The 24,031-nt window shown below is 50.6% G+C and carries 25 protein-coding genes and 1 pseudogene; 20 read left to right on the top strand and 6 right to left on the bottom strand.

Going from position 1 to position 24,031, the window contains the following annotated elements:
- Positions 1-35: 35 nt before the first annotated feature.
- The 5 genes from ACGG9R_RS05155 (at position 36) to floA (ending at position 6,216) form a co-directional block, all read left to right on the top strand.
- A complete protein-coding gene (locus ACGG9R_RS05155) occupies positions 36-497 on the top strand; it encodes a Fur family transcriptional regulator (protein ID WP_055237513.1) in 462 nt (153 codons plus the stop codon).
- 479 nt (positions 498-976) lie between these two features.
- Positions 977-2,233, top strand: a complete 1,257-nt coding sequence (hisS, locus tag ACGG9R_RS05150) for a histidine--tRNA ligase (protein ID WP_390152270.1) — start codon at positions 977-979, stop codon at positions 2,231-2,233.
- Between the two features lie 176 nt (positions 2,234-2,409).
- A complete protein-coding gene (aspS, locus tag ACGG9R_RS05145; RefSeq protein WP_390152267.1) occupies positions 2,410-4,230 on the top strand; it encodes an aspartate--tRNA ligase in 1,821 nt (606 codons plus the stop codon).
- A 156-nt stretch (positions 4,231-4,386) separates the two neighbouring features.
- A complete protein-coding gene (locus ACGG9R_RS05140) occupies positions 4,387-5,094 on the top strand; it encodes an NfeD family protein (RefSeq protein WP_390152264.1) in 708 nt (235 codons plus the stop codon).
- 156 nt (positions 5,095-5,250) lie between these two features.
- Complete coding sequence (floA, locus tag ACGG9R_RS05135) at positions 5,251-6,216, top strand: flotillin-like protein FloA (protein ID WP_390152261.1); 966 nt, start codon at positions 5,251-5,253, stop codon at positions 6,214-6,216.
- Positions 6,217-6,322: 106 nt separating this feature from the next.
- Here floA and ACGG9R_RS05130 read toward each other — a convergent pair whose 3' ends face one another.
- Positions 6,323-6,529: a cold-shock protein gene (locus tag ACGG9R_RS05130; protein WP_269479184.1), complete on the bottom strand. Its 207-nt coding sequence runs from the start codon at positions 6,527-6,529 to the stop codon at positions 6,323-6,325.
- A gap of 392 nt (positions 6,530-6,921) precedes the next feature.
- Between ACGG9R_RS05130 and ACGG9R_RS05125 the strand changes: the two genes are divergently transcribed.
- The 15 genes from ACGG9R_RS05125 to coaBC all read left to right on the top strand — a co-directional run bounded on the left by ACGG9R_RS05125 (position 6,922) and on the right by coaBC (position 19,129).
- Positions 6,922-7,788: an Hsp33 family molecular chaperone HslO gene (locus ACGG9R_RS05125; protein ID WP_390152258.1), complete on the top strand. Its 867-nt coding sequence runs from the start codon at positions 6,922-6,924 to the stop codon at positions 7,786-7,788.
- Positions 7,785-8,579 carry an S-methyl-5'-thioadenosine phosphorylase gene (gene mtnP, locus ACGG9R_RS05120; RefSeq protein WP_390152255.1) on the top strand — a complete coding sequence of 265 codons (795 nt, stop codon included), beginning with the start codon at positions 7,785-7,787 and terminating at the stop codon, positions 8,577-8,579. Before ACGG9R_RS05125 ends, mtnP begins: the two co-directional genes overlap by 4 nt.
- Positions 8,580-8,584: 5 nt before the next feature.
- Complete coding sequence (gene mtnA / locus ACGG9R_RS05115) at positions 8,585-9,634, top strand: S-methyl-5-thioribose-1-phosphate isomerase (protein ID WP_390155091.1); 1,050 nt, start codon at positions 8,585-8,587, stop codon at positions 9,632-9,634.
- Positions 9,635-10,033: 399 nt separating this feature from the next.
- Complete coding sequence (locus ACGG9R_RS05110) at positions 10,034-11,278, top strand: adenosylhomocysteinase (RefSeq protein ID WP_022106829.1); 1,245 nt, start codon at positions 10,034-10,036, stop codon at positions 11,276-11,278.
- 14 nt (positions 11,279-11,292) lie between these two features.
- On the top strand, positions 11,293-12,579 hold the full coding sequence (locus ACGG9R_RS05105; RefSeq protein ID WP_390152251.1) for an amidohydrolase: 1,287 nt from the start codon (positions 11,293-11,295) through the stop codon (positions 12,577-12,579).
- A gap of 255 nt (positions 12,580-12,834) precedes the next feature.
- A complete protein-coding gene (locus ACGG9R_RS05100; RefSeq protein ID WP_390152248.1) occupies positions 12,835-13,692 on the top strand; it encodes an EamA family transporter in 858 nt (285 codons plus the stop codon).
- 390 nt (positions 13,693-14,082) lie between these two features.
- Positions 14,083-14,742 (top strand): GIY-YIG nuclease family protein, encoded by a 660-nt coding sequence (locus ACGG9R_RS05095; RefSeq protein WP_390152245.1) that lies wholly within the window; start codon positions 14,083-14,085, stop codon positions 14,740-14,742.
- A 347-nt stretch (positions 14,743-15,089) separates the two neighbouring features.
- Positions 15,090-15,554, top strand: coding sequence for a hypothetical protein (locus tag ACGG9R_RS05090; protein WP_390152242.1), 465 nt, complete (start codon positions 15,090-15,092; stop codon positions 15,552-15,554).
- 85 nt (positions 15,555-15,639) lie between these two features.
- On the top strand, positions 15,640-15,912 hold the full coding sequence (locus tag ACGG9R_RS05085; RefSeq protein WP_322350589.1) for a type II toxin-antitoxin system RelB/DinJ family antitoxin: 273 nt from the start codon (positions 15,640-15,642) through the stop codon (positions 15,910-15,912).
- Entirely contained in the window at positions 15,909-16,190 is a 282-nt protein-coding gene (locus ACGG9R_RS05080; protein ID WP_390152238.1) for a type II toxin-antitoxin system YafQ family toxin, read from the top strand. The genes ACGG9R_RS05085 and ACGG9R_RS05080 overlap by 4 nt, the downstream gene beginning before the upstream one ends.
- Positions 16,191-16,346: 156 nt before the next feature.
- Positions 16,347-16,505, top strand: coding sequence for a hypothetical protein (locus tag ACGG9R_RS05075; RefSeq protein WP_390152235.1), 159 nt, complete (start codon positions 16,347-16,349; stop codon positions 16,503-16,505).
- Between the two features lie 95 nt (positions 16,506-16,600).
- Positions 16,601-16,876: an extracellular matrix/biofilm regulator RemA gene (gene remA / locus ACGG9R_RS05070; RefSeq protein ID WP_022106831.1), complete on the top strand. Its 276-nt coding sequence runs from the start codon at positions 16,601-16,603 to the stop codon at positions 16,874-16,876.
- The gene (gene gmk, locus ACGG9R_RS05065; protein ID WP_390152231.1) at positions 16,876-17,526 is read left to right on the top strand and encodes a guanylate kinase; all 651 of its coding nucleotides are present in this window, start codon (positions 16,876-16,878) and stop codon (positions 17,524-17,526) included. Before remA ends, gmk begins: the two co-directional genes overlap by 1 nt.
- Entirely contained in the window at positions 17,523-17,723 is a 201-nt protein-coding gene (rpoZ, locus tag ACGG9R_RS05060) for a DNA-directed RNA polymerase subunit omega (RefSeq protein ID WP_022106833.1), read from the top strand. The genes gmk and rpoZ overlap by 4 nt, the downstream gene beginning before the upstream one ends.
- Before the next feature lie 206 nt (positions 17,724-17,929).
- Positions 17,930-19,129, top strand: a complete 1,200-nt coding sequence (gene coaBC / locus ACGG9R_RS05055; protein WP_390152228.1) for a bifunctional phosphopantothenoylcysteine decarboxylase/phosphopantothenate--cysteine ligase CoaBC — start codon at positions 17,930-17,932, stop codon at positions 19,127-19,129.
- Between the two features lie 232 nt (positions 19,130-19,361).
- Here coaBC and ACGG9R_RS05050 read toward each other — a convergent pair.
- From ACGG9R_RS05050 to ACGG9R_RS05030, 5 genes and pseudogenes are all read right to left on the bottom strand, one after another.
- Positions 19,362-19,511: pseudogene (locus ACGG9R_RS05050) on the bottom strand (antitoxin); the annotation flags it as partial.
- Positions 19,512-19,529: 18 nt separating this feature from the next.
- Positions 19,530-19,763 (bottom strand): nucleotidyltransferase family protein, encoded by a 234-nt coding sequence (locus ACGG9R_RS05045; RefSeq protein WP_390152225.1) that lies wholly within the window; start codon positions 19,761-19,763, stop codon positions 19,530-19,532.
- A complete protein-coding gene (locus ACGG9R_RS05040) occupies positions 19,747-21,201 on the bottom strand; it encodes a hypothetical protein (protein WP_390152222.1) in 1,455 nt (484 codons plus the stop codon). Before ACGG9R_RS05040 ends, ACGG9R_RS05045 begins: the two co-directional genes overlap by 17 nt.
- A 136-nt stretch (positions 21,202-21,337) precedes the next feature.
- On the bottom strand, positions 21,338-21,769 hold the full coding sequence (locus ACGG9R_RS05035; protein ID WP_390152219.1) for a somatostatin: 432 nt from the start codon (positions 21,767-21,769) through the stop codon (positions 21,338-21,340).
- A gap of 14 nt (positions 21,770-21,783) precedes the next feature.
- Positions 21,784-24,009 (bottom strand): TonB-dependent receptor, encoded by a 2,226-nt coding sequence (locus tag ACGG9R_RS05030; RefSeq protein ID WP_390152216.1) that lies wholly within the window; start codon positions 24,007-24,009, stop codon positions 21,784-21,786.
- Positions 24,010-24,031: the final 22 nt, after the last annotated feature.

The following is a 24,031-nucleotide window of genomic DNA, read 5'->3' as shown; positions in this document are numbered from 1 at the left end:
TTCCTCATTCCTAATTTAAAAGTGGAGGCATTTTCATGAAAAAGTCCACGGTTATGAATACCCTGCGAAAAAAAATCCGTGAGCACAAATATAAATTCACTTCGCAGCGTCAGGTCATTCTGCAGGCCTTCCTTGACAGCAAAGAAAAACACTTGAGTGCAGAAGACCTGTATGCGATGGTACGGGATGAGAATCCGGACATCGGGCTTGCGACGGTCTACCGCTCGCTGGAATTATTCACATCGCTGGAGCTTCTCAAAAAGCTCGACTTCGGTGATGGACGCAGTCGCTATGAGCTGAATGATCATTCACTGAATCATTCCCATTACCATCTCATCTGTCTTGGCTGCGGGAAAGTGATCGAATTTTCCCATGAATTATTTCTTTCCGATGTGAAAGACAAGATCCAGAAAGATAGCGGATTCCACGTGGTCGACTACCAGCTGAAATTCTACGGCTATTGCAAAGACTGCGCAAAGAAAGAGAGAGATGAGTAACTTAAGATGAGTGGCTAGGGATTAGGGATTAGAAGTAACTAGTGACTGGTGACTAAAAGACTGGGAGACTGGAAGACTAGAAGACTTCAGACTCCCATGTCGTCATTTCGAGCGAAGCGAGAAATCTTCCTTGCAGCCTCTGGCAATGGTGCATGTGTGAAAGATGAGTAGCTAGGGATTAGGTTTGCGATACGAGAAAATCGCTAATTTCAAACCTCTGCGGCGCTTCTATATTTTTATGCGCCACGGCAATCCCTTTGAACCCGTAGAACCTGCTGAACCTCTTTTGCGAGAAATCAAGGGACAGCTCGACCAAAGGTTAACCCTAAACCCTCAATCCTCAATCCCATTTTTCATTTGCCATTTCCCCTGTAGAAATGGTACAATTTAGTTTGTTAATGTCTTTGATAGACAGAGGAGGGGCGTTGAAGCTTCTGCTCCTTCGAAATGTCTGTCAAATCAAGTAAAGAGGTGTCACAATGCAGGCATTAAAAGGAACCCATGATATCCTGCCGGACGAAGTCTACAAGTGGGATTACATGGAAGGCGTCATTCGTGACGTATGTGCGCGCTACGGATACAAAGAGATCCGTACCCCGATCATTGAAGCGACAGAATTATTTCAGCGCGGCATCGGCGATACCACCGACGTCGTGACGAAGGAAATGTATACCTTCAAGGACAGAGGCAATCGCTCTGTCACCCTGCGCCCGGAAAATACAGCCTCTGCTGTCCGCGCGTACCTGGAACATAAAATGTATGGAGACCAGCAGGTGCATAAGATGTTCTACATCGGCTCCATGTTCCGCTATGACCGTCCGCAGGCCGGCCGTTACCGTGAATTCCACCAGTTCGGTCTGGAAGTCCTCGGTGCGTCCTCTCCGCTTGCGGATGCGGAAGTCATCGCGATGGCTTGTGAGATTTTCCATAAGCTCGGACTGAAAGATCTCGATCTCCATCTGAACTCCATCGGCGATGCGAACTGCCGTCCGCAGTACAGACAGAAGCTCATCGAATTCTTCGAACCCAAGGAGAGCCAGCTCTGTGAAGACTGCAAGGCCAGACTTCACAAGAATCCGCTTCGTCTTCTCGACTGCAAGGAAGAGGGCTGCAAAGCGGCGGCTGTCGGTGCGCCGGTCATCACGGACTATCTCTGCGAGAGTTGCCACCGGAAATTCGAAGCTCTGAAATCCTACCTCACAGCTCTTGGGATCTCCTACACCATCGACCCGAAGCTCGTGCGCGGGCTCGACTACTATACGAATACCGCTTTCGAGATCCAGTATCCACTGCTCGGAGCGCAGAGCGCAGTCTGCGGCGGCGGCCGCTATGACGGCCTCGTCGAAGAGGTCGGCGGTCCTTCCACACCGGGCATCGGCTTTGCGATCGGTCTTGAACGTCTCCTGCTCGCTTTGGAAATGCAGCATCTGATCCCCGAGCCGAAAGCAGATAAACACGTCTACATCGCCGCTCTCGGCGAAGAGGCGCAGGCCGAAGGCGTGAAGATCCAGTTCGCGCTGCGTCAGGACGGCGTCATCACAGATATGGACCTTCAGGGCAGAAGCCTCAAAGGCCAGATGAAGCAATCAGGCAAGACAAAGGCCGACTTCACCGTCATCATCGGCAGCAATGAGCTGTCTTCCGGCAAAGCCATGGTGAAAAACATGGCAGAAGGCACGCAGGAGGAGATCCCATTCGCCGAAGTCGCCGGGTATATTGCAAAGTTTGAGAAATAGCCATTTGGTGACCGGCCTCTGCCGGCAGGCAAAGCCGAGATGAAATCATGCGTGATCCTCCGGCTTTATCCGTCAATACACACCAACAAGCAAGCTAACATATCATTTATTTTCGCTGACGGGATCTCCTTACGATCTCTCACAGCGTCAACATTTTTATAAAGAGGTGCTCTAATATGGAAACAATGGCAGGGATGCATAGATCCTGCGGATGCGGTCTGGTAACAGAAAATGACTGCGGCAAAGAACTGACACTGGCAGGCTGGGTGAATACCCGTCGTGACCATGGCGGTCTCATTTTCATCGACCTTCGCGACAGAAGCGGTATTGTACAGCTCGTCATGAGCCCACAGTACGGGGAAGAAGCATTCCACAAGGCGGAAGCCTGCCGCAGTGAATTCGTCCTCGCTGTCAAAGGCAAGGTCAGAGAGAGAAGCGAAGAAACTGTTAACCCGAAGATGAAGACCGGCAAGGTGGAAGTCGTCGTTTCCGAGCTTCGCATCCTGAATAAAGCGAAGACTCCGCCATTCTACGTCGAAGACGGCATCGATGTCGATGAAAACGTCCGTCTGAAATACCGCTACATCGATCTGCGCCGTCCGGAAATGCAGAACCACCTCATCATGCGCCATAAGATCGTACATGAGATGAGAACCTTCCTCGATGAACACAATTTCCTCGAAATCGAGACCCCGATGCTCACCAAGAGTACCCCGGAAGGCGCACGCGACTACCTCGTCCCCTCCCGTGTGAACCCGGGCAAATTCTACGCTCTGCCGCAGTCCCCACAGCTCTTCAAACAGCTGCTCATGGTTTCCGGTCTAGAACGCTACTTCCAGGTCGCTCGCTGCTTCCGCGATGAAGACCTGCGTGCCGATCGCCAGCCGGAATTCACCCAGCTGGATATGGAGCTCTCCTTCGAAGACCAGGACTTCATTCTGGACCTCATGGAACACATGATGCAGAGAGTCTTCAAGAAAGTCCTCAATGTCGATATCCAGATCCCGTTCAAGAGGATCAAATGGGATGACGCCATGGCTCTCTATGGTTCCGACAAACCGGACCTTCGTTTCGATATGCATTTCTATGATGTATCCGACCTGCTCCGTGACACCGGCTTCAAAGTATTCCGCTCCGTCCTCGATAATGGCGGCTGTGTGAAAGCCATCACCGTCAAAGGCGATGCCGGCATTCCGCGTCGTGAACTCGACGGCCTCGTCGAATACGTCGGCCACTATGGTGCCAAAGGTCTGGCTTGGATCGGCTTCAATGAAGACGGCAGCCTGAAGTGCCAGATCACCAAATTCCTCGGCGAAGACAAGATCCGTGAGATCGGCAAAGTCTGCGAAGCGGAAAAAGGCGACCTCGTCCTCATCATTGCTGACAAGCCGAAGGTCGTCGCACAGGCTCTGGGCGAACTCCGTCTCGAAATGGCTCGCCGCATGGGCCTCATCGACCCGAATGAATTCTGCTTCCGCTGGGTCACCGACTTCCCGATGTTCGAATACAGCGAAGAAGAAAAACGCTACGTCGCTGAACATCATCCATTCACCGCACCAAGAGATGAAGATGTACAGTACCTCCTCACCGATCCGTCCAAGGTCTATGCGAAAGCCTATGATATGGTCCTGAACGGTGTCGAAGCCGGCGGCGGCTCCCTTCGTATCTACCAGCAGGATCTGCAGGAAAAAGTATTCGAAGCCATCGGTATCTCTCAGGAAGAAGCAGAGCAGAAATTCGGTTTCCTGCTTGATGCATTCAAGTACGGCGCTCCGCCGCATGCAGGCATTGCCCTCGGTCTTGACCGTCTCGTCATGCTGATGCTCCACCTCGACTCCATCCGCGATGTCATCGCCTTCCCGAAGACCCAGAGCGCGATCGATCCGCTCACCCAGGCACCGTCTGTAGTCGCTGATAAGCAGCTGAAAGAACTGCACATCAAGACCGCTCTCAAGAAAGAGAAAGAAAAAGACCTCTTCGCAAAACCGGTCGACTGATCCCCATACAAAAAGGAACCCCGAAGCCTGCCTTCGGGGTTCCTTTTTTTGTGCATCTGCAATGGCAGGGGAAGGTGGAAAAAATACAGGAAAAACTTTTTCTGTAAGTGTATAATAAATAGGAATCATGGCGCGAAAGGAGGCATCCCATCAAAAATGAAGAAATTCCTATTTCTCCTGCTATTCTTTCCCATGCAGGTGCTGGCAGCCGATGCCATGCCTATGGCAGACGTTTTTAGGCACCCGATCGTAGAAGGTCTCTTATCCGCCGTCATCCTTATCTCGCTGCTGGCGGAGATCAAGATCGCCGGATTCTCGGGCGGGGCACTGGCAGCGGCGATCGCTGGCTGTCTTCTGATCGGAGCGAACTGGTCAGAAGGCGATCAGATGCTCGAAGCTGTCTTGTACTTCGGCGGGCTGGCGCTGGTCATTCTGGACATCCTGGCACTCATGACAGGCGTAGCGGCTGTCATAGGCCTCGTCCTCCTTCTCTCCGGGCTTTTCTTCACCTTCGGCGGAGATATGACGGCTCTCTATATCCTGTCGGGTGGCGTACTTCTCGCCGGGATCGGTTTCTATTTCTTGCTCGATCACCTTTCACAAAGCCGACTGTGGCAGAAAGTCACATTGCGTGATTCCCTCACCGGTCAGAAGGGCTTCAAGTCTTCCGCTGCTGATCTGTCAGCCTATGTCGGGAAAGAGGGGATGACGGACTCTGTCCTTCGCCCGTCCGGCAAAGTGGACATCGAAGGCCATATCCTGGACGCCGTCTCTCGCGGTGACTTCATAGAGAAGGGGAAGAAGGTCATCGTCATCAAGGCAGAAGGAAGCTATCTTGTCGTGAAAAAAGCGGATGCCCGCTAGAGCAGGTGCGATAGGATTGCCAGCGTCGATCCTATCGCAGAAGCAGATCCTCTGACCCTTTGACCCATGGCTCCGGCATACCCTTTCCGAAGCCGTAAACTGAGAATCCTGCCAAGCGGACTCTCATTGATTCCTAATTATAAAAAGGAGGCATGTATGGAACTTTTATTCTTTCCGGTGATCATCTTTTTCATCGCCATCGCAGCTCTGTCCGTCCTGCTGCACTTCGTGCCGATCGGACTCTGGATCTCCGCACTCGCCGCGGATGTGAATATCTCCCTCTTCAATCTGGTGGGGATGCGGATCCGCCGCGTCTCTCCGCAGATGATCGTGCTGCCGCTCATCAAAGGCACGAAGGCGGGACTTTCCCTCAGCGTGAACCAGCTCGAAGCGCACTACCTGGCGGGCGGCAATGTGGATAATGTCGTCGATGCCCTGATCGCCGCGCACCGCGCACAGATCGATCTCTCCTTCGAGCAGGCAGCCGCCATCGACTTGGCAGGACGCAATGTCCTCGAAGCCGTCCAGATGAGCGTCAATCCGAAGGTCATCGAGACCCCGACCATTTCTGCGGTCGCGAAAAACGGCATCGAGCTCAAGGTCCGCGCACGTGTCACCGTCCGTGCGAATATCGATCGCCTCGTCGGCGGGGCAGGGGAAGCGACCATCATCGCCCGTGTCGGCGAAGGCATCGTCACGACCGTCGGCTCCTCCGAAAAGCACACCGACGTACTGGAGAATCCGGATCACATTTCCCGTACGGTCCTCGGCAAAGGTCTCGACTCGGGGACAGCTTTTGAGATCCTCTCCATCGATATCGCCGATGTCGATGTAGGCAGAAATATCGGCGCCCAGCTCCAGACCGATCAGGCAGAAGCAGATAAGCAGATTGCACAGGCAAGAGCCGAAGAACGCCGTGCCATGGCTGTCGCCAAGGAACAGGAAATGCGCGCCTATACCCAGGAAATGCAGGCGAAGGTCGTCGAAGCCCAGGCCGAAGTGCCAAAGGCTATGGCAGAAGCCCTCCAGAAGGGAAATCTGGGTGTCATGGATTACTATCAAATGAAAAATATTGCAGCCGATACCGAGATGAGAGAGAATATCTCCGGAAAGAAAGCATAGAGGGTTGCCAAGCAAGCATAAAAAAGAGAGCCGCGAATCCAATGATTCACGGCTCTCTTTTTATCTTTGGTTACAAACTTACGCTATATAGCAGTCAGTTCAGTGATCAGCCTTCAACTTTAACGTTAGCAGCCTGAGGTCCTCTTGCACCATCAATAATTTCGAAATCGACCTTCTGGCCTTCATTCAGTGTTTTGAAGCCATCAGCCTGAATAGCAGAGAAATGAACGAAAACGTCGCCGCCTTCTTCTCTTTCAATAAAGCCGTAGCCTTTTTCTGCACTGAACCACTTAACTGTACCTTTCATGGAAATTCCTCCTAAAAAAATGACTTACACTGCTCGTATTGAGCATGATTCAACAATACCATAAATTCATAGTTCAGTCAACCAAAAACATGAGAAAATGCAGAGAATATACGGTATTTTCAGAGTTTATGCAATGGGAGGGACTGGGGACTAGTAGCTAGGGATTAGGAGTGACTGGTGGCTAAATACTGCCTTCGGGCACCACCATTTCGCATTTCTCATTTCTAATTTCTCCATTCAAACGGGACTTTGAAACAGAGCTAAAGGGTGACGCCCCACGGGCCGTCCCCATAAACCTCACCATTCCCCGTTCTATTATGCTATAATATATGCGATTTGTGCTGCTGGAAGAGCCATTCTCTCCGGCGAAAATTTCATGTGTACCAGAGGTTTTGACTATGAATACGAATACGATACAGCATTATCTGAGTGCGGACGGCATCCGTCTGACTGTCGCGGATACATCGAATGTATCCCTCGAAGCGGAAGCAATCCATCATCTGCCCCCGGCGTCTGCGAGGATCCTCGCGAAGGCGATGACAGGTGCGGCGATCCTCATCAATGATTTCAAAAATCATGAAGGGATCTCCATCCGCTGGATGACAGGAAGCCCTTTGGGCGCGATCCACGTCGATGCCTATGACGGGCGCTTTGTCCGCGGTTTCCTGGACCATCCGGAAGCCGGAGAAGGCGTGCCTTGTGACGATGTGCATGAGGCCGCGCTGGCAGCAGCAAAGGGACAGCTCTTCGTGACGCGCTACTCGCTCCTGAAGCTCCCATATACGAGTACGGTGAACCTGTCTCACGGAGACATTTCGGCGTGCCTCACAGAGTATATGAATACATCTGAGCAGACGCTGTCGGCCGTGAAGCTGGATATCTCCATGACCGAAAAGGGCGATATCCTGCGCTCGGCGGGCTTCATGGCGCAGCTCCTGCCAAAAGGAAATATGGGAAGATTCGCAGAGCTTTTCCGTGAGCTGGATCATTGGGACCTAACGAAGGATGCCAAGGAAGAAGGCTCTCTGGAAAAACTTTTGGTCGAGGGTCGGTTCGAACTGCTCAAAGACGGCCCTTTGACCTTCCGATGCACCTGCTCGGAGGAACGCATCAAAGGGACACTGAAGTCTCTCCCGGAGGCGGAGAAGCAGAGCCTGCTTGCCGATCCCTCCATCGAGATCGTCTGCCCGTATTGTGATAAGAAATATACGATCGATCGAGATACACTTTCTAAATGGTTCATGGAAGGAGATCATGTACAATGAAAAAAATCGCTTTCATCGGCGGCACCGGGGCGGAAAATTCTGTCCTGCTGAAGGACGTGACCGAGCATATCATCGAGACGCCCTATGGCGAAGCGAAGTATGAAGCCGGTTTCTTTGAAGGCAGGGAGATCATCCATCTCTCCCGTCATGGGGCGCATCACACGATCCCACCGCACAAGATCAATTACCGTGCCAATATGTTTGCCCTGAAGATGCTTGACGTCGCAGCCGTCATCAGCACGACGGCCGTCGGCTCACTGAATCCGGACTACAAGCCGGGTGAGCTGGTGCTTCTCGACCAGTTCATCGATATGACGAAAGCTCGCGAAGGGACCTTCTATGATGGCGAGCGCTATGGCGTTGCCCATCTCGACATGAGCCATCCGTACTGTGCATCGCTTCGGGAAGCGATCCTTGCCGCCGGAAGAAAGGAAGGCATCACTCTACACCCGCAGGGAACCTACATCTGCACGGAAGGGCCGCGTTTCGAGACCCCGGCAGAGATCAAGGCATACCGCATGTGGGGCGCTGACGTAGTCGGCATGACGAATGTACCGGAGTGCCAGCTCGCTCGTGAAGCGGAGATCTGCTACGCAAGCATTTCCATGGTCACGAATTTCGCTGCCGGCATCACAAAAGAGGAGCTGAGCCATCAGGAAGTCCTCGACTGCATGGCAGAAAACAGCCGCAACATGTACCGCATCGTGACCGACGTCTTCGAGACGTATGATGTAGAGAAGGACTGCCACTGCCGCCACGCCGCAGAAGCCTTCGGAGGATTTCACGTATGAGTGCGCTGCGCTCGCTTGCCTGGGAAGGTGAGAGCCTCCGCCTTCTTGACCAGACGAAGCTCCCTACAGAGATCACCTATCTACGCTGCAGGGACTACCGTGAGGTAGCCGATGCCATCCGCATCCTTGCGGTGCGCGGAGCTCCTGCGATCGGTGTCGCGGCCGCCTATGCCGTCGTCCTCGCCTATAGAGAGTGCCTTTTGTCCTCTGATGTATCGGCTGCCTTTCACCACGCCTGCCAAGAGATCAGCGCGGCGCGTCCGACTGCCGTGAATCTGTCTTGGGCCGTTTCCGAGATGGAGAAGGTCTTCGATCGATATCCTGCCAAAGAAGCGGGAGATGCTCTCCTTGCAAAGGCCCGTGATATCGAAGCGGAAGATATTCACACCTGCCGGTCCATCGGTGAAAATGGCGCAGATCTTTTCCAAGGAAGAAAGGGTCTCCGCATCCTGACCCACTGCAATACGGGAGCATTGGCGACGGCAGGCATCGGCACGGCTTTCGGCGTCCTCTCCGTCCTTCATGAGCGTGGAGCGATCGAGTGCGTGTATGCGGATGAGACACGTCCGCTCCTGCAGGGGAGCCGCCTCACCGCGACTGAGCTCATGGAAGGGCATATCCCGTGCTGCCTCATTTCCGATACGATGTCCGCTTCCGTCATGCGCGACAAGAAAATAGACGCCGTCATCGTCGGTGCAGACCGCATCGCGGCGAATGGCGATACCGCCAATAAGATCGGCACCTACGGCCTTGCCGTCATGGCAGCCTACCACCATATCCCATTCTACATCGCTGCCCCGTTCTCGACATTTGACTTCTCCATCGCCTCCGGCAAGGAGATCGTCATTGAAGAAAGATATCCGGACGAAGTGCGGAAATTTGCCGGCGTCTACAGCGCGCCGAAAGACGTCCCTGTCTATAATCCCGCCTTCGATGTCACGCCGTCCTCTCTCATTGCCGGTATCATCACGGAAAAGGGCGTGCTGAAAGCGCCGTATGAAGCGGCGATCGCGCGGTACAAGAAAGAGCTTTCAAAATTAAAAAGTAACTGGTGACTAGTAGCTAGGAGCTAGTGACTAGGGACCATCGGTCTTTCTTGTACTGTCATTTCGAGCGAAGCGAGAAATCTTTGTCATTCGCGGTCAGGCGGTCAATGGCAGAAAATCCGAAAACGGGAAGCCTGTAATCCGCAGGGAAGGGGCTGCATCAGCGGCGATCAGGGGTTCACTCTTTCCCTACATGTGCCGCGCACTTTTCCGCTTTCCTCATCTATCTTTCATACCGCCTGTGCCCTATCCGCCTCTTCGGGGCACCTTCCCCTCGAGGGGAAGGCTGACGATACGAGGGAAACCTGCCATCGCGGACCTTCGAGAATCGCCAGATTTATACTGCGGCGAAGCCGCTACCACAACCTTGAACCCTGAACCTTTACTGTTTTCCGAAAGGAGTCTCTCATGTCTGAATCCATGATTCGTGATATTTCCTTGGCCGACGAAGGCCTGCAGCGTATTTCCTGGGTCGAAAAATTCATGCCCGCACTGAATACACTGCGTGAAGAATTCGTCAAAGAGCAGATCTTCAAAGGCAAGACCATCGTCATGTCCATCCATCTCGAAGCGAAGACCGCCTACCTTGCGCTCACGCTGAAAGCAGCGGGTGCGAATGTCATCTGCACCGGCAGCAATCCGCTCTCCACGCAGGATCCGATCGCAGCCGGCCTCGTCAAGAGCGGCATCACCGTCTATGCATGGCATGCCTGCACCGAAGAGGAATATTTCATGTTCCTGAACAAGGCCCTCGACCACATGCCCGACATCATCATCGACGACGGCGGCGACCTCGTACACCTGCTCCATACCACCAGAAAAGAGTGCCAGAAGAACCTCATCGGCGGCTCCGAAGAGACCACCACAGGCGTATATCGCCTGAAGATCCTTGAAAAGGAAAACAAGCTGGAATTCCCGATGATCGCAGTCAATGATTCCTACTGCAAGTACCTTTTTGATAACCGCTACGGCACCGGCCAGTCTGCCTGGGACGGCATCATCCGCAGCACGAATCTCACCGTCACCGGCAAAACCGCTGTCATCGCCGGCTATGGCTGGTGCGGCAAAGGCTGTGCGATGCGTGCGAAAGGCCTCGGCGCCCATGTCATCGTGACAGAAGTCGATCCCATCAAAGCCATCGAAGCCGTGATGGATGGATTCGAAGTCATGCCGATGGCAGAAGCTGCTAAGCACGGTGACATTTTCCTCACCGTCACCGGCGACATCGACATCATCACCGAGCCGCATTTCCTCGCGATGAAGGACGGCGCCATCTGTGCGAATGCTGGCCACTTCGACTGCGAAGTCAGCCGCAAGGATCTGGAACGCATCGCCGTCTCTCACTACGAAGCCCGCAAGAACATCGAAGGCTATGTCCTGCCAAACGGCAAGACCGTATTCCTCATGGCTGAAGGCCGCCTCGTGAACCTTGCAGCAGGGGATGGCCATCCGGCAGAGATCATGGACCTCTCCTTCGCAATGCAGACCCTCGCAGCCCGCTATCTCCTCCAGCACGGCAAGGACATGAAGCCGGCCGTCTACACCCTTCCGCATGAACTGGATACCAAGATCGCCTCCATCAAGCTCGCTGCCATGGGATACCAGATCGATACCCTGACAGAAGCACAGAGAAAGTACCTGGGACTCGACTAAGAAGGAGCATCGATATGACCACACTGATCAAAAACATCGGACTTTACCGGAATGGCAAAGTCACCGAAAACCAGAATATTTCTTTAGACGGGAAATATATCAAAGATTTCCCGGAAAACCCAAAAGACGAAGACTATACGGAAGTCATCGATGGGAAAGGCATGCTGGCCATGCCCGGGCTTGTGAATACCCACACCCACGTTGCGATGACACTGTTCCGCTCCTACGCCGACGATATGGAACTGATGGACTGGCTGCAGAACAAGATCTGGCCGGCTGAAGACCACCTCGACGACGACATCGTCTACTGGGGAAGCATGCTTGCTTTCGCAGAAATGATCCGCGGCGGCACCACCGCCTTCTGCGACATGTACATGTTCATGGACTCCTGCGCGAAGGCAGCTGACAAAGCCGGTATCCGCGGAAATCTGGCACGCGGCCTCGCAGGCATCAGCCCCAATGCACAAAGCGGCCTTCAGGAGAATATCGAGCTCTTCGAGAAATGGGAAGGCGCCGGAGACGGACGCTTCCATGTCATGCTCGGACCGCACGCTCCCTACACCTGCCCACCGGACTACATTCGGCAGGTGCGCGACGAAGCGATGAAGCGCGGCATCCCGATCCACATCCATCTCTCCGAAACAAAAGGGGAGGTAGAAAACTGCCTCAAGGAATATGGCAAGACACCGATCGCCCTCATGAATGACCTCGGTCTCTTCGAGCTGCCGACACTCGCAGCCCACTGCGTCCATGTGACCGACGAAGACATCGCCATCATGCAAGAAAAGCACGTCCGCGTCGCACATAATCCGGGCAGCAACCTGAAGCTCGCCTCCGGCATCGCACCCATCGTCAAGATGAGAAAAGCCGGCGTCACCGTCGGCCTTGGTACCGATGGCGCGTCCTCCAATAATAAGCTCGACATGTTCGCAGAAATGCGCCTCGCCTCCCTCATCCATAAAGCGAATACCTACGATCCCTTCGCCATCACTGCGACCGAAGCCATGGAAATGGCGACCGTCGATGGCGCCAAATGCCTCGGCTATGATGACCTCGGCAAGCTGGAAAAGGGCGCACTCGCCGATATCATCCTCGTGGACAGAAGCGGCTATCACTGGCACCCGCGCTTCGACAGCATCTCCCTTGCCGTCTATGCCGGAAACTCCATGGACGTCGACACCGTCATCATCAATGGCAAGACCGTCATGCGTCACAAGGAGATGACGACCATCGACACAGAAAAACTCTATGACGAAGTCGACCGCGTGACAGAAAAGCTCTATGCTTTCAGCAAGAAATAAGGATAAAGAAGGATAGGCGCGCCCCTTGTATGCGCCTGTCACTTTTTTCTGCTTCACAGCCTATGATAAAAAGCCTTTCTCTTTCAAGAGGGCAAGCAGGGGATTTTTATCCTTTGAAAAATACGGCATAGTTTCGGAGAAATCCGGCTATGCCGTTTTTCTTTTTGAAACCGAGTGTTCTTTGTGATACCATATCTTATTGGGTAAAATAACGAGGCTAAACGATGAATTTTAGAGAATTGGAAGGAGCTTGCTATGTGGATCCTATTTGCATTTCTATCCGCGTTTTTTGCCGGAGTCACATCTATTCTTGCAAAGTGCGGCATTAAGAAAACAGATTCCAATGTGGCAACAGCCATTCGCACGATCATTGTGCTGTTGTTTTCGTGGATCATGGTATTTGTTGTGGGATCGCAGTCAGCAATGACAGTCATAGAAGCAAAAACGCTTGTATTTCTTGTACTGTCGGGGCTAGCCACAGGCGCATCGTGGCTTTGCTATTTCAAAGCCTTGCAGCTTGGTGATATCAATAAAGTCGTGCCGATTGATAAGTCAAGCACCGTTCTGACATTCATTTTGGCGGCCATCTTTTTCTCCGAATTTACATGGCTTGGCGCAGCAGGCATCACGCTTATCGCCATAGGTACTTCTCTTATAATTGAGAAAAAGGATGTTGTTCAGACCGACAAAAAGAGCAAGAGCTGGTTTTTGTATGCTGTCGGCTCTGCCGTATTTGCAAGCCTGACCGCAATCCTTGGTAAGATAGGTATTTCGGGCGTGGAGTCCAATCTCGGAACAGCCCTACGAACCGGTGTTGTGCTTGTTATGGCTTGGATCATGGTTTTTGTAACAGGCAAACAGAACGAAATACATCATATGGAGAAAAAAGAGCTTGGGTTTATTTCCCTGTCAGGACTTGCCACAGGCGCATCATGGCTCTGCTATTACAAAGCATTGCAGGATGGACCTGCAAGTGTTGTTGTGCCAATAGACAAACTCAGCATTCTTGTGACGATTGCGTTCTCTTTCTTTGTGTTCAAGGAGAAACTGACAAAGAAATCAACAACCGGACTTCTTCTGATTGTGATCGGTACACTGATAATGATTCTATAAATACGATAATAAGTGGTAAAGTATCCGCTTTGATGGTTCGCCTTGCTGTCCCAACGGTCATTGCACAGCTTGTCAAAATACTGTATAACATTGTGGACCGTATTTATATTGGGCACATCGAGGGGATCAGGAAGATCGCCCTGTCAGGCGTAGGGCTATGTTTCCCCATTATTCTGCTGATTTTCGCTTTTACTTCTTTGACGGGTGCGGAAGGTGCACCTTTGGCCTACATCGAGATGGGCAAAGGGGATTCCCCATTGAATCGGAGGTCAAATATTTTATCGAGAAAAACTTGACACTTACGCCTTTTACAATATGTTTTTACATATAACTGAGAATAGCGTTATAATGAGGTATACTAAATCAAAGATGTAGTAAAGGAGTGCCGAAATGAATGAAAAGCAAGGCGTAATCTACATTTTAACGAATCCATCATTTCCTGAGTATGTAAAAATCGGGTATGCAAACGATATCAATCGACGCCTGCAACAGTTAAACAGAAGCGAGAGTATTCCGTTTGCATTTCGCGTCTATGCCACTTATGAGGTAAGCTCCCGGCTGTCTGACCTAAAGATCCATTCGATCATTGACAAGCTGAATCCTAACCTGCGCTCTGTGGAGAGCTTCAACGGTAAACAGCGTGTGCGTGAATTCTACGCTATGAGCCCCGAAGATGCTTACTCTATCCTTGAGGCCATAGCAGAAATCCACGGCTGCACTGACAAACTGCATCTGGCCACTGTATCGGCGGAGGACAAGGCTGCGGAGGAAACCGCCCAGGAAATCGATACCGAAAGTACTGAACGAGCATCCAATTTTTCATTTAGCAAGTGCCAGATCCCAGTCGGTGAGCTGATCGAATACTGTGAAACCCCTGACATTACCGCTGAAGTAGTCGATGATCGCAACGTAAGGTACAACGGTGAAGTCATGTCCTTGACCGCGCTGGCAAAGCTACTGTCCGGGAAAAAGTACTCTATCGCCGGTCCTAAGTTCTTCAAGTATAAGGGCGAATGGTTGAATGACATCCGCCATCGGCTAGGAGTATAAAGGCACCATATAGAAAGAGAGCGCATCATGTGGAATGACGTAATTATTGGAGCTTGTCTTTTACCAATGCACATGATCTCACGTCTGCAAGGGAAAGTAGTTTGAATTACAGCTCTCTGGTGTGGTCATTCTGTTTCCCTCTGTATGAAGGCGTTCGATTAAAAAGCTGTTTTTTTCAAATCCCTTAGTCGCACCGCCGTTTGAGGAAGGCTTTGGGTATAGCCAATGGTCTTGACCGGCGGGTCACTCTTCGTGCCCATCCTCAAAACGTTTCCGACGAAATATCTGCAAACAAGTTTTCTTTTAAGCATCAATGGTCCTCAAAAGAAAACTTGTTTGCTATTTGCTTGCTGTTTATCGAGCGTCTTGAAATCCATAAGGACCTCGATGCTCTTGGAAGAGCCGTGGGAAACGGGGATGAGGATTCCTCGCACCTCGATATGTTCTCTCTTGAGATGTTCGAAAACATCGCCTACATCATGGCGAAGCACGCAGATTCTTCCATCCCAGATAGTCCTGAGGAGTGGATGGATGAGTTCAGCACCTTTTCCATTGACCAGATGCTTCCGAAGATTATCGAGCTGTGGTGGCTGAATGTCCAGACGACTGTGGAGTCTAAAAAACTTCACGCAACTGACCGCCTGATGACCGCCCCCTTGTTTCTGCTTCGCTGCGTACAGCTCGGCATCTCCATCCGGAATCTGAATCTTCTTACGCTTGGGCTGGTGAATAATATGTACGCAGAAAGCGGAAATAATGAATATAAAAGCTATGCGCAGATCACTACGCAGAGGTATTTCGATGTATTTTAATAGACAATTCACAGATTACATAATGACAATGTATTGACATTAACCGAATTTCTGCATATACTGTACTTGAATGGAGGTGTTCTATATGGCAACAACAAATTTGAATATCAGAACAGATAGAGCCATCAAAGATCAGGCAGAAGAAATTTTCAACGAGCTTGGTCTGAATATGACAACTGCTGTGAATATGTTCCTGAGAACCGCTATCCGTGAGCATGGTATTCCTTTTGAATTAAAATTGGAAGTACCGAATGATACGACAGCCGCTGCCATTGAGGAAGGCAGAAAAATGATGAAGGATCCTTCTGCTCCGAGATATTCCAGCATGGATGCTCTGAAGACGGCACTTGAAGTATGAAATATGATGTGCAGTTTACCAATCAGTTTAAGAAAGATTTGAAGCTTGCAAAGAAGCAAAACAAAAATCTGGATACATTGTTTGAGGTCATCGATATTTTGGCGGATGGCGGTACGCTGGATGCGAAATACAGGGATCATGATCTCACAGGAAACTACAAAGGTACTCGTGAATGTCACATTGAACCGGACTGGCTACTTATTTATGAGATTCGTGGAGATGTGCTTGTTTTGATGCTTTATCGGCTTGGTTCACATTCTGAGCTGTTTAAGAAGTAAGTACAAATCGGAAATTGAGGAAAGCTTTGGGTATAACCAAAGGTCTTGACCGTCGGGTCACTCTTCGTGCCATCCTCAAAATGTTTCCGCGGAAACATCAGCGAACAAGCTTTCTTTTAAGCATCAATGATCCTCAAAAGAAAGCTTGTTCGCTATTTGTTTGCTATTTATGCAGCGTCTGGAAATCCACTCAGAGCGAGAAAGGCCGGTCAAGGAGTTGCTGGAGGACGCAAACTTTTCCTGAAAAATGAAAGAAATATCCTCGTAGGAAAAGGAAAGCCTTTGATCAAAAGCCTGCGGCCCGCTATTTCATAAGAAATCCGTGAAGCGGCCGTCATTTTGTGATATAATTAACCTTACAGACAAAGAGACGCAAGTCTAGTCAGTATAGAGTAAGGAGAGACGTAAAAGTGGGTTTTTCTTTGATTAATATCGGTTTTGGCAATATGGCAGCTGCAGCGCGCGTGATGGCGATCATCAGCCCGGAGTCTGCACCGGTGAAACGTATGATCCAGGACTCCCGTGACAAAGGGGATCTCATCGATGCCACCTACGGCAGAAAGACGAGAGCCGTCCTCATCATGGACAGCGGGCAGATCATTCTTTCCGCCGTACAGCCGGAAACGATTTCTCACAGACTGATGAATAAAGATGTGATCACTTCTGAAGGAATGGATGAAAACTGATGGCACAGACAGCGAAAAAAGATGAAGGCATTCTTCTGGTCGTCTCCGGCCCGAGCGGTGCGGGGAAGGGGACCATCTGCAATGCCATCCGAGAGAAATTTCCGGATCTCCAGTATTCCGTCTCGATGACGACAAGAGACCCCCGAAAAGGGGAAGTGGAGGGGGAGAGCTATTTCTTCCGCACCAATGAACAGTTCGAGAAGCTCATCGAAGAAGATGCCTTCCTCGAATATGCCAAGGTCTATGACCACTACTACGGCACGCCGAAAAAGCGCGCTCTCGACATGATCAGTGACGGGAAATCCGTACTGCTTGAGATCGACATCCAGGGCGCCATGCAGGTCAAGAAACGCTATCCGAAAGGCGTCTTCATCTACATCGTCCCACCGTCTTTGGAGATCCTGTCCGATCGTCTCTACGGACGCGGTACAGACTCTGAAGAGACCATCCAAAAGCGCCTCGCACAGATCACCAGTGAACTCGCTATGGCACACCAGTATGACTATATCATCGTCAATGACAAACTCGAAGATGCAGTGAGAAAGACCAGCTCCATCCTGGAAGCCGAACGCTGCAAGCTGTCCCGCAATGAAGGGCAGATCGAGACCATTTTCAAACAGTATATCAATAAGGAGGTACCCTTAAAATGATGTGTTATCCTTCTATCGACAGCCTTGTCAAAAAGGTGGACTCCAAGTACACCCTCGTGACCCTCGCCGCTCTTCGCGCCCGTGAACTGACGGACGGACAGACCCCGCTCATCGCTCACGCAGAAGGCAAGAAACCAGCGACCATCGCTCTCGAAGAGATCTATGAAGGCAAGATCACCTACTCCTTCAGCAAATAAAAATAAGGTCAGGCAGTCCAAGAAAGGCTGCCTGACTTTTTGTACGTTCAGGGTGACTAGTGACTGGTGACTTACAAACGACTTTCGGGCATCGCCCCCTATGTATTTGCGGCGAAGCCGCCACCTGAACCCATTGACCCCTTAGAACCTTCTGAATCCGTTGACCCCTGAACCTTCCATCCATTTTTTAGTAAAGGAACTCATGCATGATGTTTGAAAATAAGCACATTGTCGTAGGAATCAGCGGCGGGATCGCCGCTTTCAAAGCAGCCGGTCTCGTGAGCCAGCTCCGCCAGAAAGGGGCTGAGGTCCACTGCATCATGACGGCAAACGCCGCCAAGCTCGTGACACCGATCACCTTCGGCGAACTGTCTGGCAATGATGTCACTGTCGATATGTTCGCGAATATCAGCAAATGGGATGTCGAACACATCGCCCTTGCCAAGCTCGCCGACCTTTTCGTCGTAGCACCTGCGACCGCTGACATCATCGGCAAAGTCGCAAACGGCATCGCTGACGATATGCTCTCGACCACCATCATGGCGACGAAGGCGAAAGTCCTCTTCGTACCGTCCATGAATACAAACATGTACGAAAACCCCATCGTGCAGGCGAATATGGAAAAGCTGAGATCCTTCGGCTATGAATTTGTCGAACCGGAAAGCGGTCATCTCGCCTGCAACACCTCCGGCAAAGGCCGTTTCCCGGCGCTTACGACCATCATGGACTGCGCGGAAAAATGCATCTATGGCCGCGAACTCCTGAAAGGGAAGAAAATCATCGTCTCCGCCGGCGGCACCCAGGAAAAGATCGATCCAGTCCGCTTCATCAGCAACCGCTCCAGCGGCCGACAAGGCTATGCCATCGCCAAAGCCGCATGGATGGAAGGAGCAGACGTGACACTCGTTTCCTGTACCACGGCACTTCCCACGCCCTATGGCGTTAAAATGGTCTACGTCCAGGATGCCCGCGAGCTTGAAAAAGCCATGAATGCGGAATACGACAGCTGTGATGCTGCGATCATGGCAGCAGCCGTCTCAGACTACCGCCCGACCGTGCAGGCCGACCAGAAGATCAAGAAGGAAGACTTCGACTCCCTGCACATCGACCTTACACAGAATCCGGATATCCTCTATGGACTCGGCCAGAAGAAGAGGGGACAGTTCCTCGTAGGCTTCGCCGCAGAGACCCAGGACGTCATCGAACACGGTAAATCGAAGCTCAAAAGAAAGAACCTGGATATGCTTGTCGCCAATGACGTCGCCATGCCGGGTGCCGGCTTCAACGGCACGACAAACATCGCATCGCTCCTGTACAAGGACGGACATATGGAACAGTATCCGAAGATGAGCAAGGACGAGCTGGGCCATATCATTATCGAAAAAATGGCAGAGCTGATGAAATAAACAGAAGATGATGGAATAGACCCCCATCTTTCCCTGTCTATACGAAAAACGCTGCGTGGAACATTGCCACGCAGCGTTTTTTAGGTGTTTTTCCATATATAGAGTCCCATACGGAATGCCCGTCCCTTTCCAGCAGGGGATCATTTACTTTTAGAATAGATAACATTGAATTATCGAAAGTAACTATTTTCTGGAAAACATAGGCAAATTGCCCCGCTTATCCGTTTTTATTTTATAGCATTTCCTCCAGATCATAGACTTCTTTATACGAAAGTTCCAGTGCTTTCAAAATACGCGCTTCCTCCAGCTCTCCGGCCTCTTCAAGCTGGTCAAGGACGAGATCCCTGATGAAGGAAGAAACGATCAGATGATGCGATGCCGCATAAGACTGAAGAGGATCTCAGTGAGGCGAAATCCATCTCCGCCAAAAATAAGAAAATCCAGATCGCTTTGGGCATCTGGCCTCGCCCCTTGCATAGGAGCCGAAGAGATAGATTTCCTTCACATGATATTTTTTCGCGAGCGGTCGTACCAATAGGGCAAAAAGCGAAAACAGCAAACATGTTTTCTTTTGGGCAAGCAGTGAGGCCAAAAGAACTACCGTTCGGGAAATATCTCTATGGCGTGAGCCCACTCACTCGTTCCTTGATTTCCTTGATATCCTCCCGGATCTGGCTGATGACCCTTCCTGGGCCTTTCCGATCGCGCGCATCCGTGATACTCATCGACTCCCCGCTCTCCTTATCCACCAGCTCTATCTTCCCCAAGTGGAGCTTCCCATCGATGATATGGAAGGCATCCGTATGAATGAGGCCGAAATCCGTATCGATCGTGACATCATAGAAATCCAGCGCCCGATAGCGGTTATGAAACGTACCAGTGATGCCACGGAATGGGATAAGACTGTAGAAACCGCCGTTGGAAGAGAAACTGCCGAAAGCTACGAGATCCTTCACATTCCCATCACAGTGGATCTCCCCATCCAGCGTGACCAGACAGTAGAACCTCGACTCCTTGGTCGGGATACGGCTATCCAGTCCCTCCCCGTGGAGATAGATATTATACACGCGGCTATCGACATTATAGTCCCCGCGCGCCGTCACGATGCCGCCGTAGACTCGCGCCTTCACGTCCGAGAACGTCATCGCCCCGTCATCGTAGTGGATATCCCCCTTCACATCATAGAAATCCAGCGCCGGCACATGAAGCTCCGGCATGGTGACCGTCCCCTCACAGATGAGATGAGACAGAGGCCCGCGTCCGGAAGCAGTCAAAGTCATCTTGTCATGGATATCATCCCCCAGCCCCATGGAAGAAGGGATCACCCCCTTCGCCGTGACAGAGACGATCGAGGGAAGATTCTTTTCTTTGAAATCAATCTCGCAGTCCGCCTCGATGCCATTCCCCACCATCGTCCCGCCAAATTCCCCCGTCTTGATGTGGAGATCACTCACGCCGCGCGTGTCGATATGCCCATTCAGCGATACGCGCGAGACAAGATAGCGACGCTGCCGATAGAAAGCCGCCATTCGGCCATTATGCACCGTGATCGTGACATCCAGAGGCTTTCCCTCACGATTGAAATTCGAGATCCGATCCTCCAGCTTTTCCTTCGCATCCCGCGCCTTTTCCTGCTCGATCTCCCCCTGCCGACGGTTGATGAAGTCCACATTCATCGCCTCATCGAAATACACCGCAAAGGCCGGGCTCTCCAGCGTGATCTCCCGGATGGTCGTAGAGACGAAGCGCATCCTGAGCACATCCCAAGGATCCACCTTGAAAGATCCAGACGGCACACGCAGGATCGGATTCCCCGCCGGATCATCCCACGCCAGCTTCTCGAAAGTGACACCGCCATGGATATTCGCGGTGATCGACTCCACCGTGATCGTCCCCCGAAGCATCTCCTGCCGAGAAGCCGCATAGTTGAAAAGCTCTGCCGCTCCATAGCTCATGATTTTCGCTATCAGAAGCAGCAGACAGAGAAGAGCGAGCAGCAGACCGAAGATCATGAGAAAATATCGTGACCAACGCTTTCCCTTACGAAGCTCTTTGAGTGCCTTCTTCATCATGCCGCTCCTTTCTATTCTATGCCTATTGTAGCATGTTCCGATCAAAGAAAACATGCGAAAAGCGCCTATATGAAAAAAAATCCCGCCTTCCTATAAGGAAAGCGGGATTGGGGCGTCAGGCGTTCTACTTCTTTTGTTATACCTTCTGATAGTACTTAGTACCTTTATCCGATCCATGCATTAAATTCATCAATTCCTTGGCACGCTCAAGAGTTAGCCCACAATAGTTTGCATACTCTATCAAAGGATTTCCTCTAATTTCCCGCTTGTGCGCCATAACGGCTCGGCGATCTTCCTTAGATAGTCCTTTGACGTCTTTGAGATCCTGCATCCGTCGGGCATTGCGGAAAATCATATAGACTTCCGTGCGTTCCGCCTCTTCTTTGGTCATTTTACCTTCAGACACCAGCTCTTCCAAATAGTATTTAGCAACACGTGGATTATGCGGCTCTCCACCACGAAGGGAGTAAGGCATAGATGCAGGCTCAGGCATACGAGCTTCAGAAATGTTACAAGCAACAGAAAAGAAAAGCATGCTTAAAGCTAAAAACGGAACCGGAATACGCATCATTGTCTCCTATCTTAGAAGGAATACTGCAGAGAAACGGTATACGTTCTTTCACTAGCAGCTTCTGTCGCATAGAAAGTCTTATCAAAGAGGTTATATACGGTAAACTGCAGTTTTGCCTCCGGGGTTACATTGTAATTGAAGGCTAGATTTGTGATAAAGAAAGCGTCTTCAGAATAATATTTCCCAGTATCAACATCAGGAGACTGACGCGCACTTACGTACTGGGCATCGGCAAGAATATCCCATTTATTTCTCTGGTATTCTACGCCAAAATGAAGCAGATGTTTTGGCAGATCGTAGTTGTGCTCTCCGTCTATATCTTCAGATTCCCAGGCATAGTTGACATAGGAGCTCCATGCGTCATTAAACTTATGCTTAGCTTCGATTTCAATCCCTTTCTTGGATGCCTCTCCAAGGTTTCTATACTGAGTAAAGCCCTTTTTATACAAAATGCCATTCATAATGGTCTCAGAAGGAGCAGAGAAATACCTAACAGCATCCTTCGTTTCCGCTCTATAGAACGTCATACTAGCGGAAGTTTTATCGCCCCATTTTTTCTTGACACCGATCTCATATGTATCCGCAGTTTCCGGCTTTAAGTCAGGATTGGACAATGACCCTCTTTTATCTACGGTAAGCTGTCCATTGATATTCTTAATTTCCGCGCCCTCATCACGATAGACCTGATAGAGAATCGGCGGAGTGAAAGAATGTCCATAACTTGCAAAGAGGGTCGTGTCATTTGGAAGCGCATACTCCAGTGAAAGTTTTGGGCTCCACTCGGTGTATGTACCATCTTCATAAGTACGGTTGACACCAGTTTCCAAATAAGCACCATAGCCATCATATTTTTTATATCTGTCAAAACGAATACCAGCATAGACCGCTAAGCGATCAGTAGCCTGCCATTTATCCTGCAGGTAGCCAGACCAGGATTCGTCTTTGCCGCCGTGGAGTTCAAAAGCTCGTTTACCTGTATCCAGATTTCTCCATTGATCCAAAGTATACCTGGTTTGATCGAAGGATTCACTTCTGTAAGCCATACCGGCCAGGAGTGTGTGCTTGCCGATATCCCATGCTTTATGCATGTCAAAATCCTTGGTCTTGCTCGGGTAGAAGGACAACGACCCTTGTCCATTCCATTTTTGGAGATCCCCCGCTGAAATAGTCTCTTCCGGTCCGCCAGTAGAAGAATAGCCGTCCTTTTTAATATCTGTTACGCCGATTCTAGCATGAAATTGATTCTTTTTATCATCATAAGCAAGGTTATGGACTGCCCATTCCTTCTTTCCGACATAGCCAAGGAAATCCCCCGGATAAATATCAAAGCCCTTTCCATTGGGGAGCTTCACAGAGCCATAGAAGACTTCATTTCCATTAGCATCTTTGATGAAGCTAAATGGATCGTTATAAGTATATGTATAATTGGTATGGAAATAGGAATATGTCAAAGATTTATCTTCATCAAAATTGTAAGCAGTCTTGATATGGTAGGTCTCGGTATCAAAGGCTTTTCGGCCTCTTCCACCAACAATATATCGATTCCTTGCCGATGTATCAGCATCATACTCTATCTTCGGATCGCCGATTTCAGTTTTCCCTGTTCTTTCTTCAATAAAATAGCCTCTCCATCCATCCGTCTTGCGTTTTTCATATCCGATTTCAACATCCCATTTGTCTTTCTTGAATTTCGCATCATAGGTCTGTTTCGTGGTACTATTGCTACCCGTAGAAAGAAGGACGTCACCATGCAGCCCTTCATCTTTAGATTTTTTCGTTATAATCTGAATAACACCGCCAACCGCGCGACCGCCATATAAAGAGGATGCTGCCCCACGAACGACTTCAATGCGTTCGATATTTTGTATCGGAATCATGCTCCAGTCTACGGCGCCGCTCCATCCATTATTGACAGGCTGCCCATCGACCATGACTAGAATATCTGCGGAACCAAAGCCTCGCATAGAAATGCCACCATCGCCTACAGGGCTCAGATACACACCCGGAAGCTGGCCCAATGCCTGAGCCGTAGAAGAATAATTGTGAGCCGCAATTTCTTTAGCGGTTACCACACTGACAGAAGCCGGAACTTTTTCCGCTGACTCTGCCGTTTTAGTTGCAGTGACAATAACTGGAGTAAGCTCGTAAACGGACTCAGCATTTACCCCCCCCGAAATCATGTTTGCTCCAGTCAAAAGAGCACATAAAACGGAGGTTGTTAATAATTTCCCTGACATCATATTTCTCCTCTCAATACAA

This window comes from Dialister sp. i34-0019-2H8, assembly GCF_042846925.1.
Taxonomy (GTDB): domain Bacteria; phylum Bacillota; class Negativicutes; order Veillonellales; family Dialisteraceae; genus Dialister.
The sequence above is the reverse complement of the archived record's forward strand: the minus strand, read 5'-3'. Positions and strand labels throughout refer to the sequence as shown.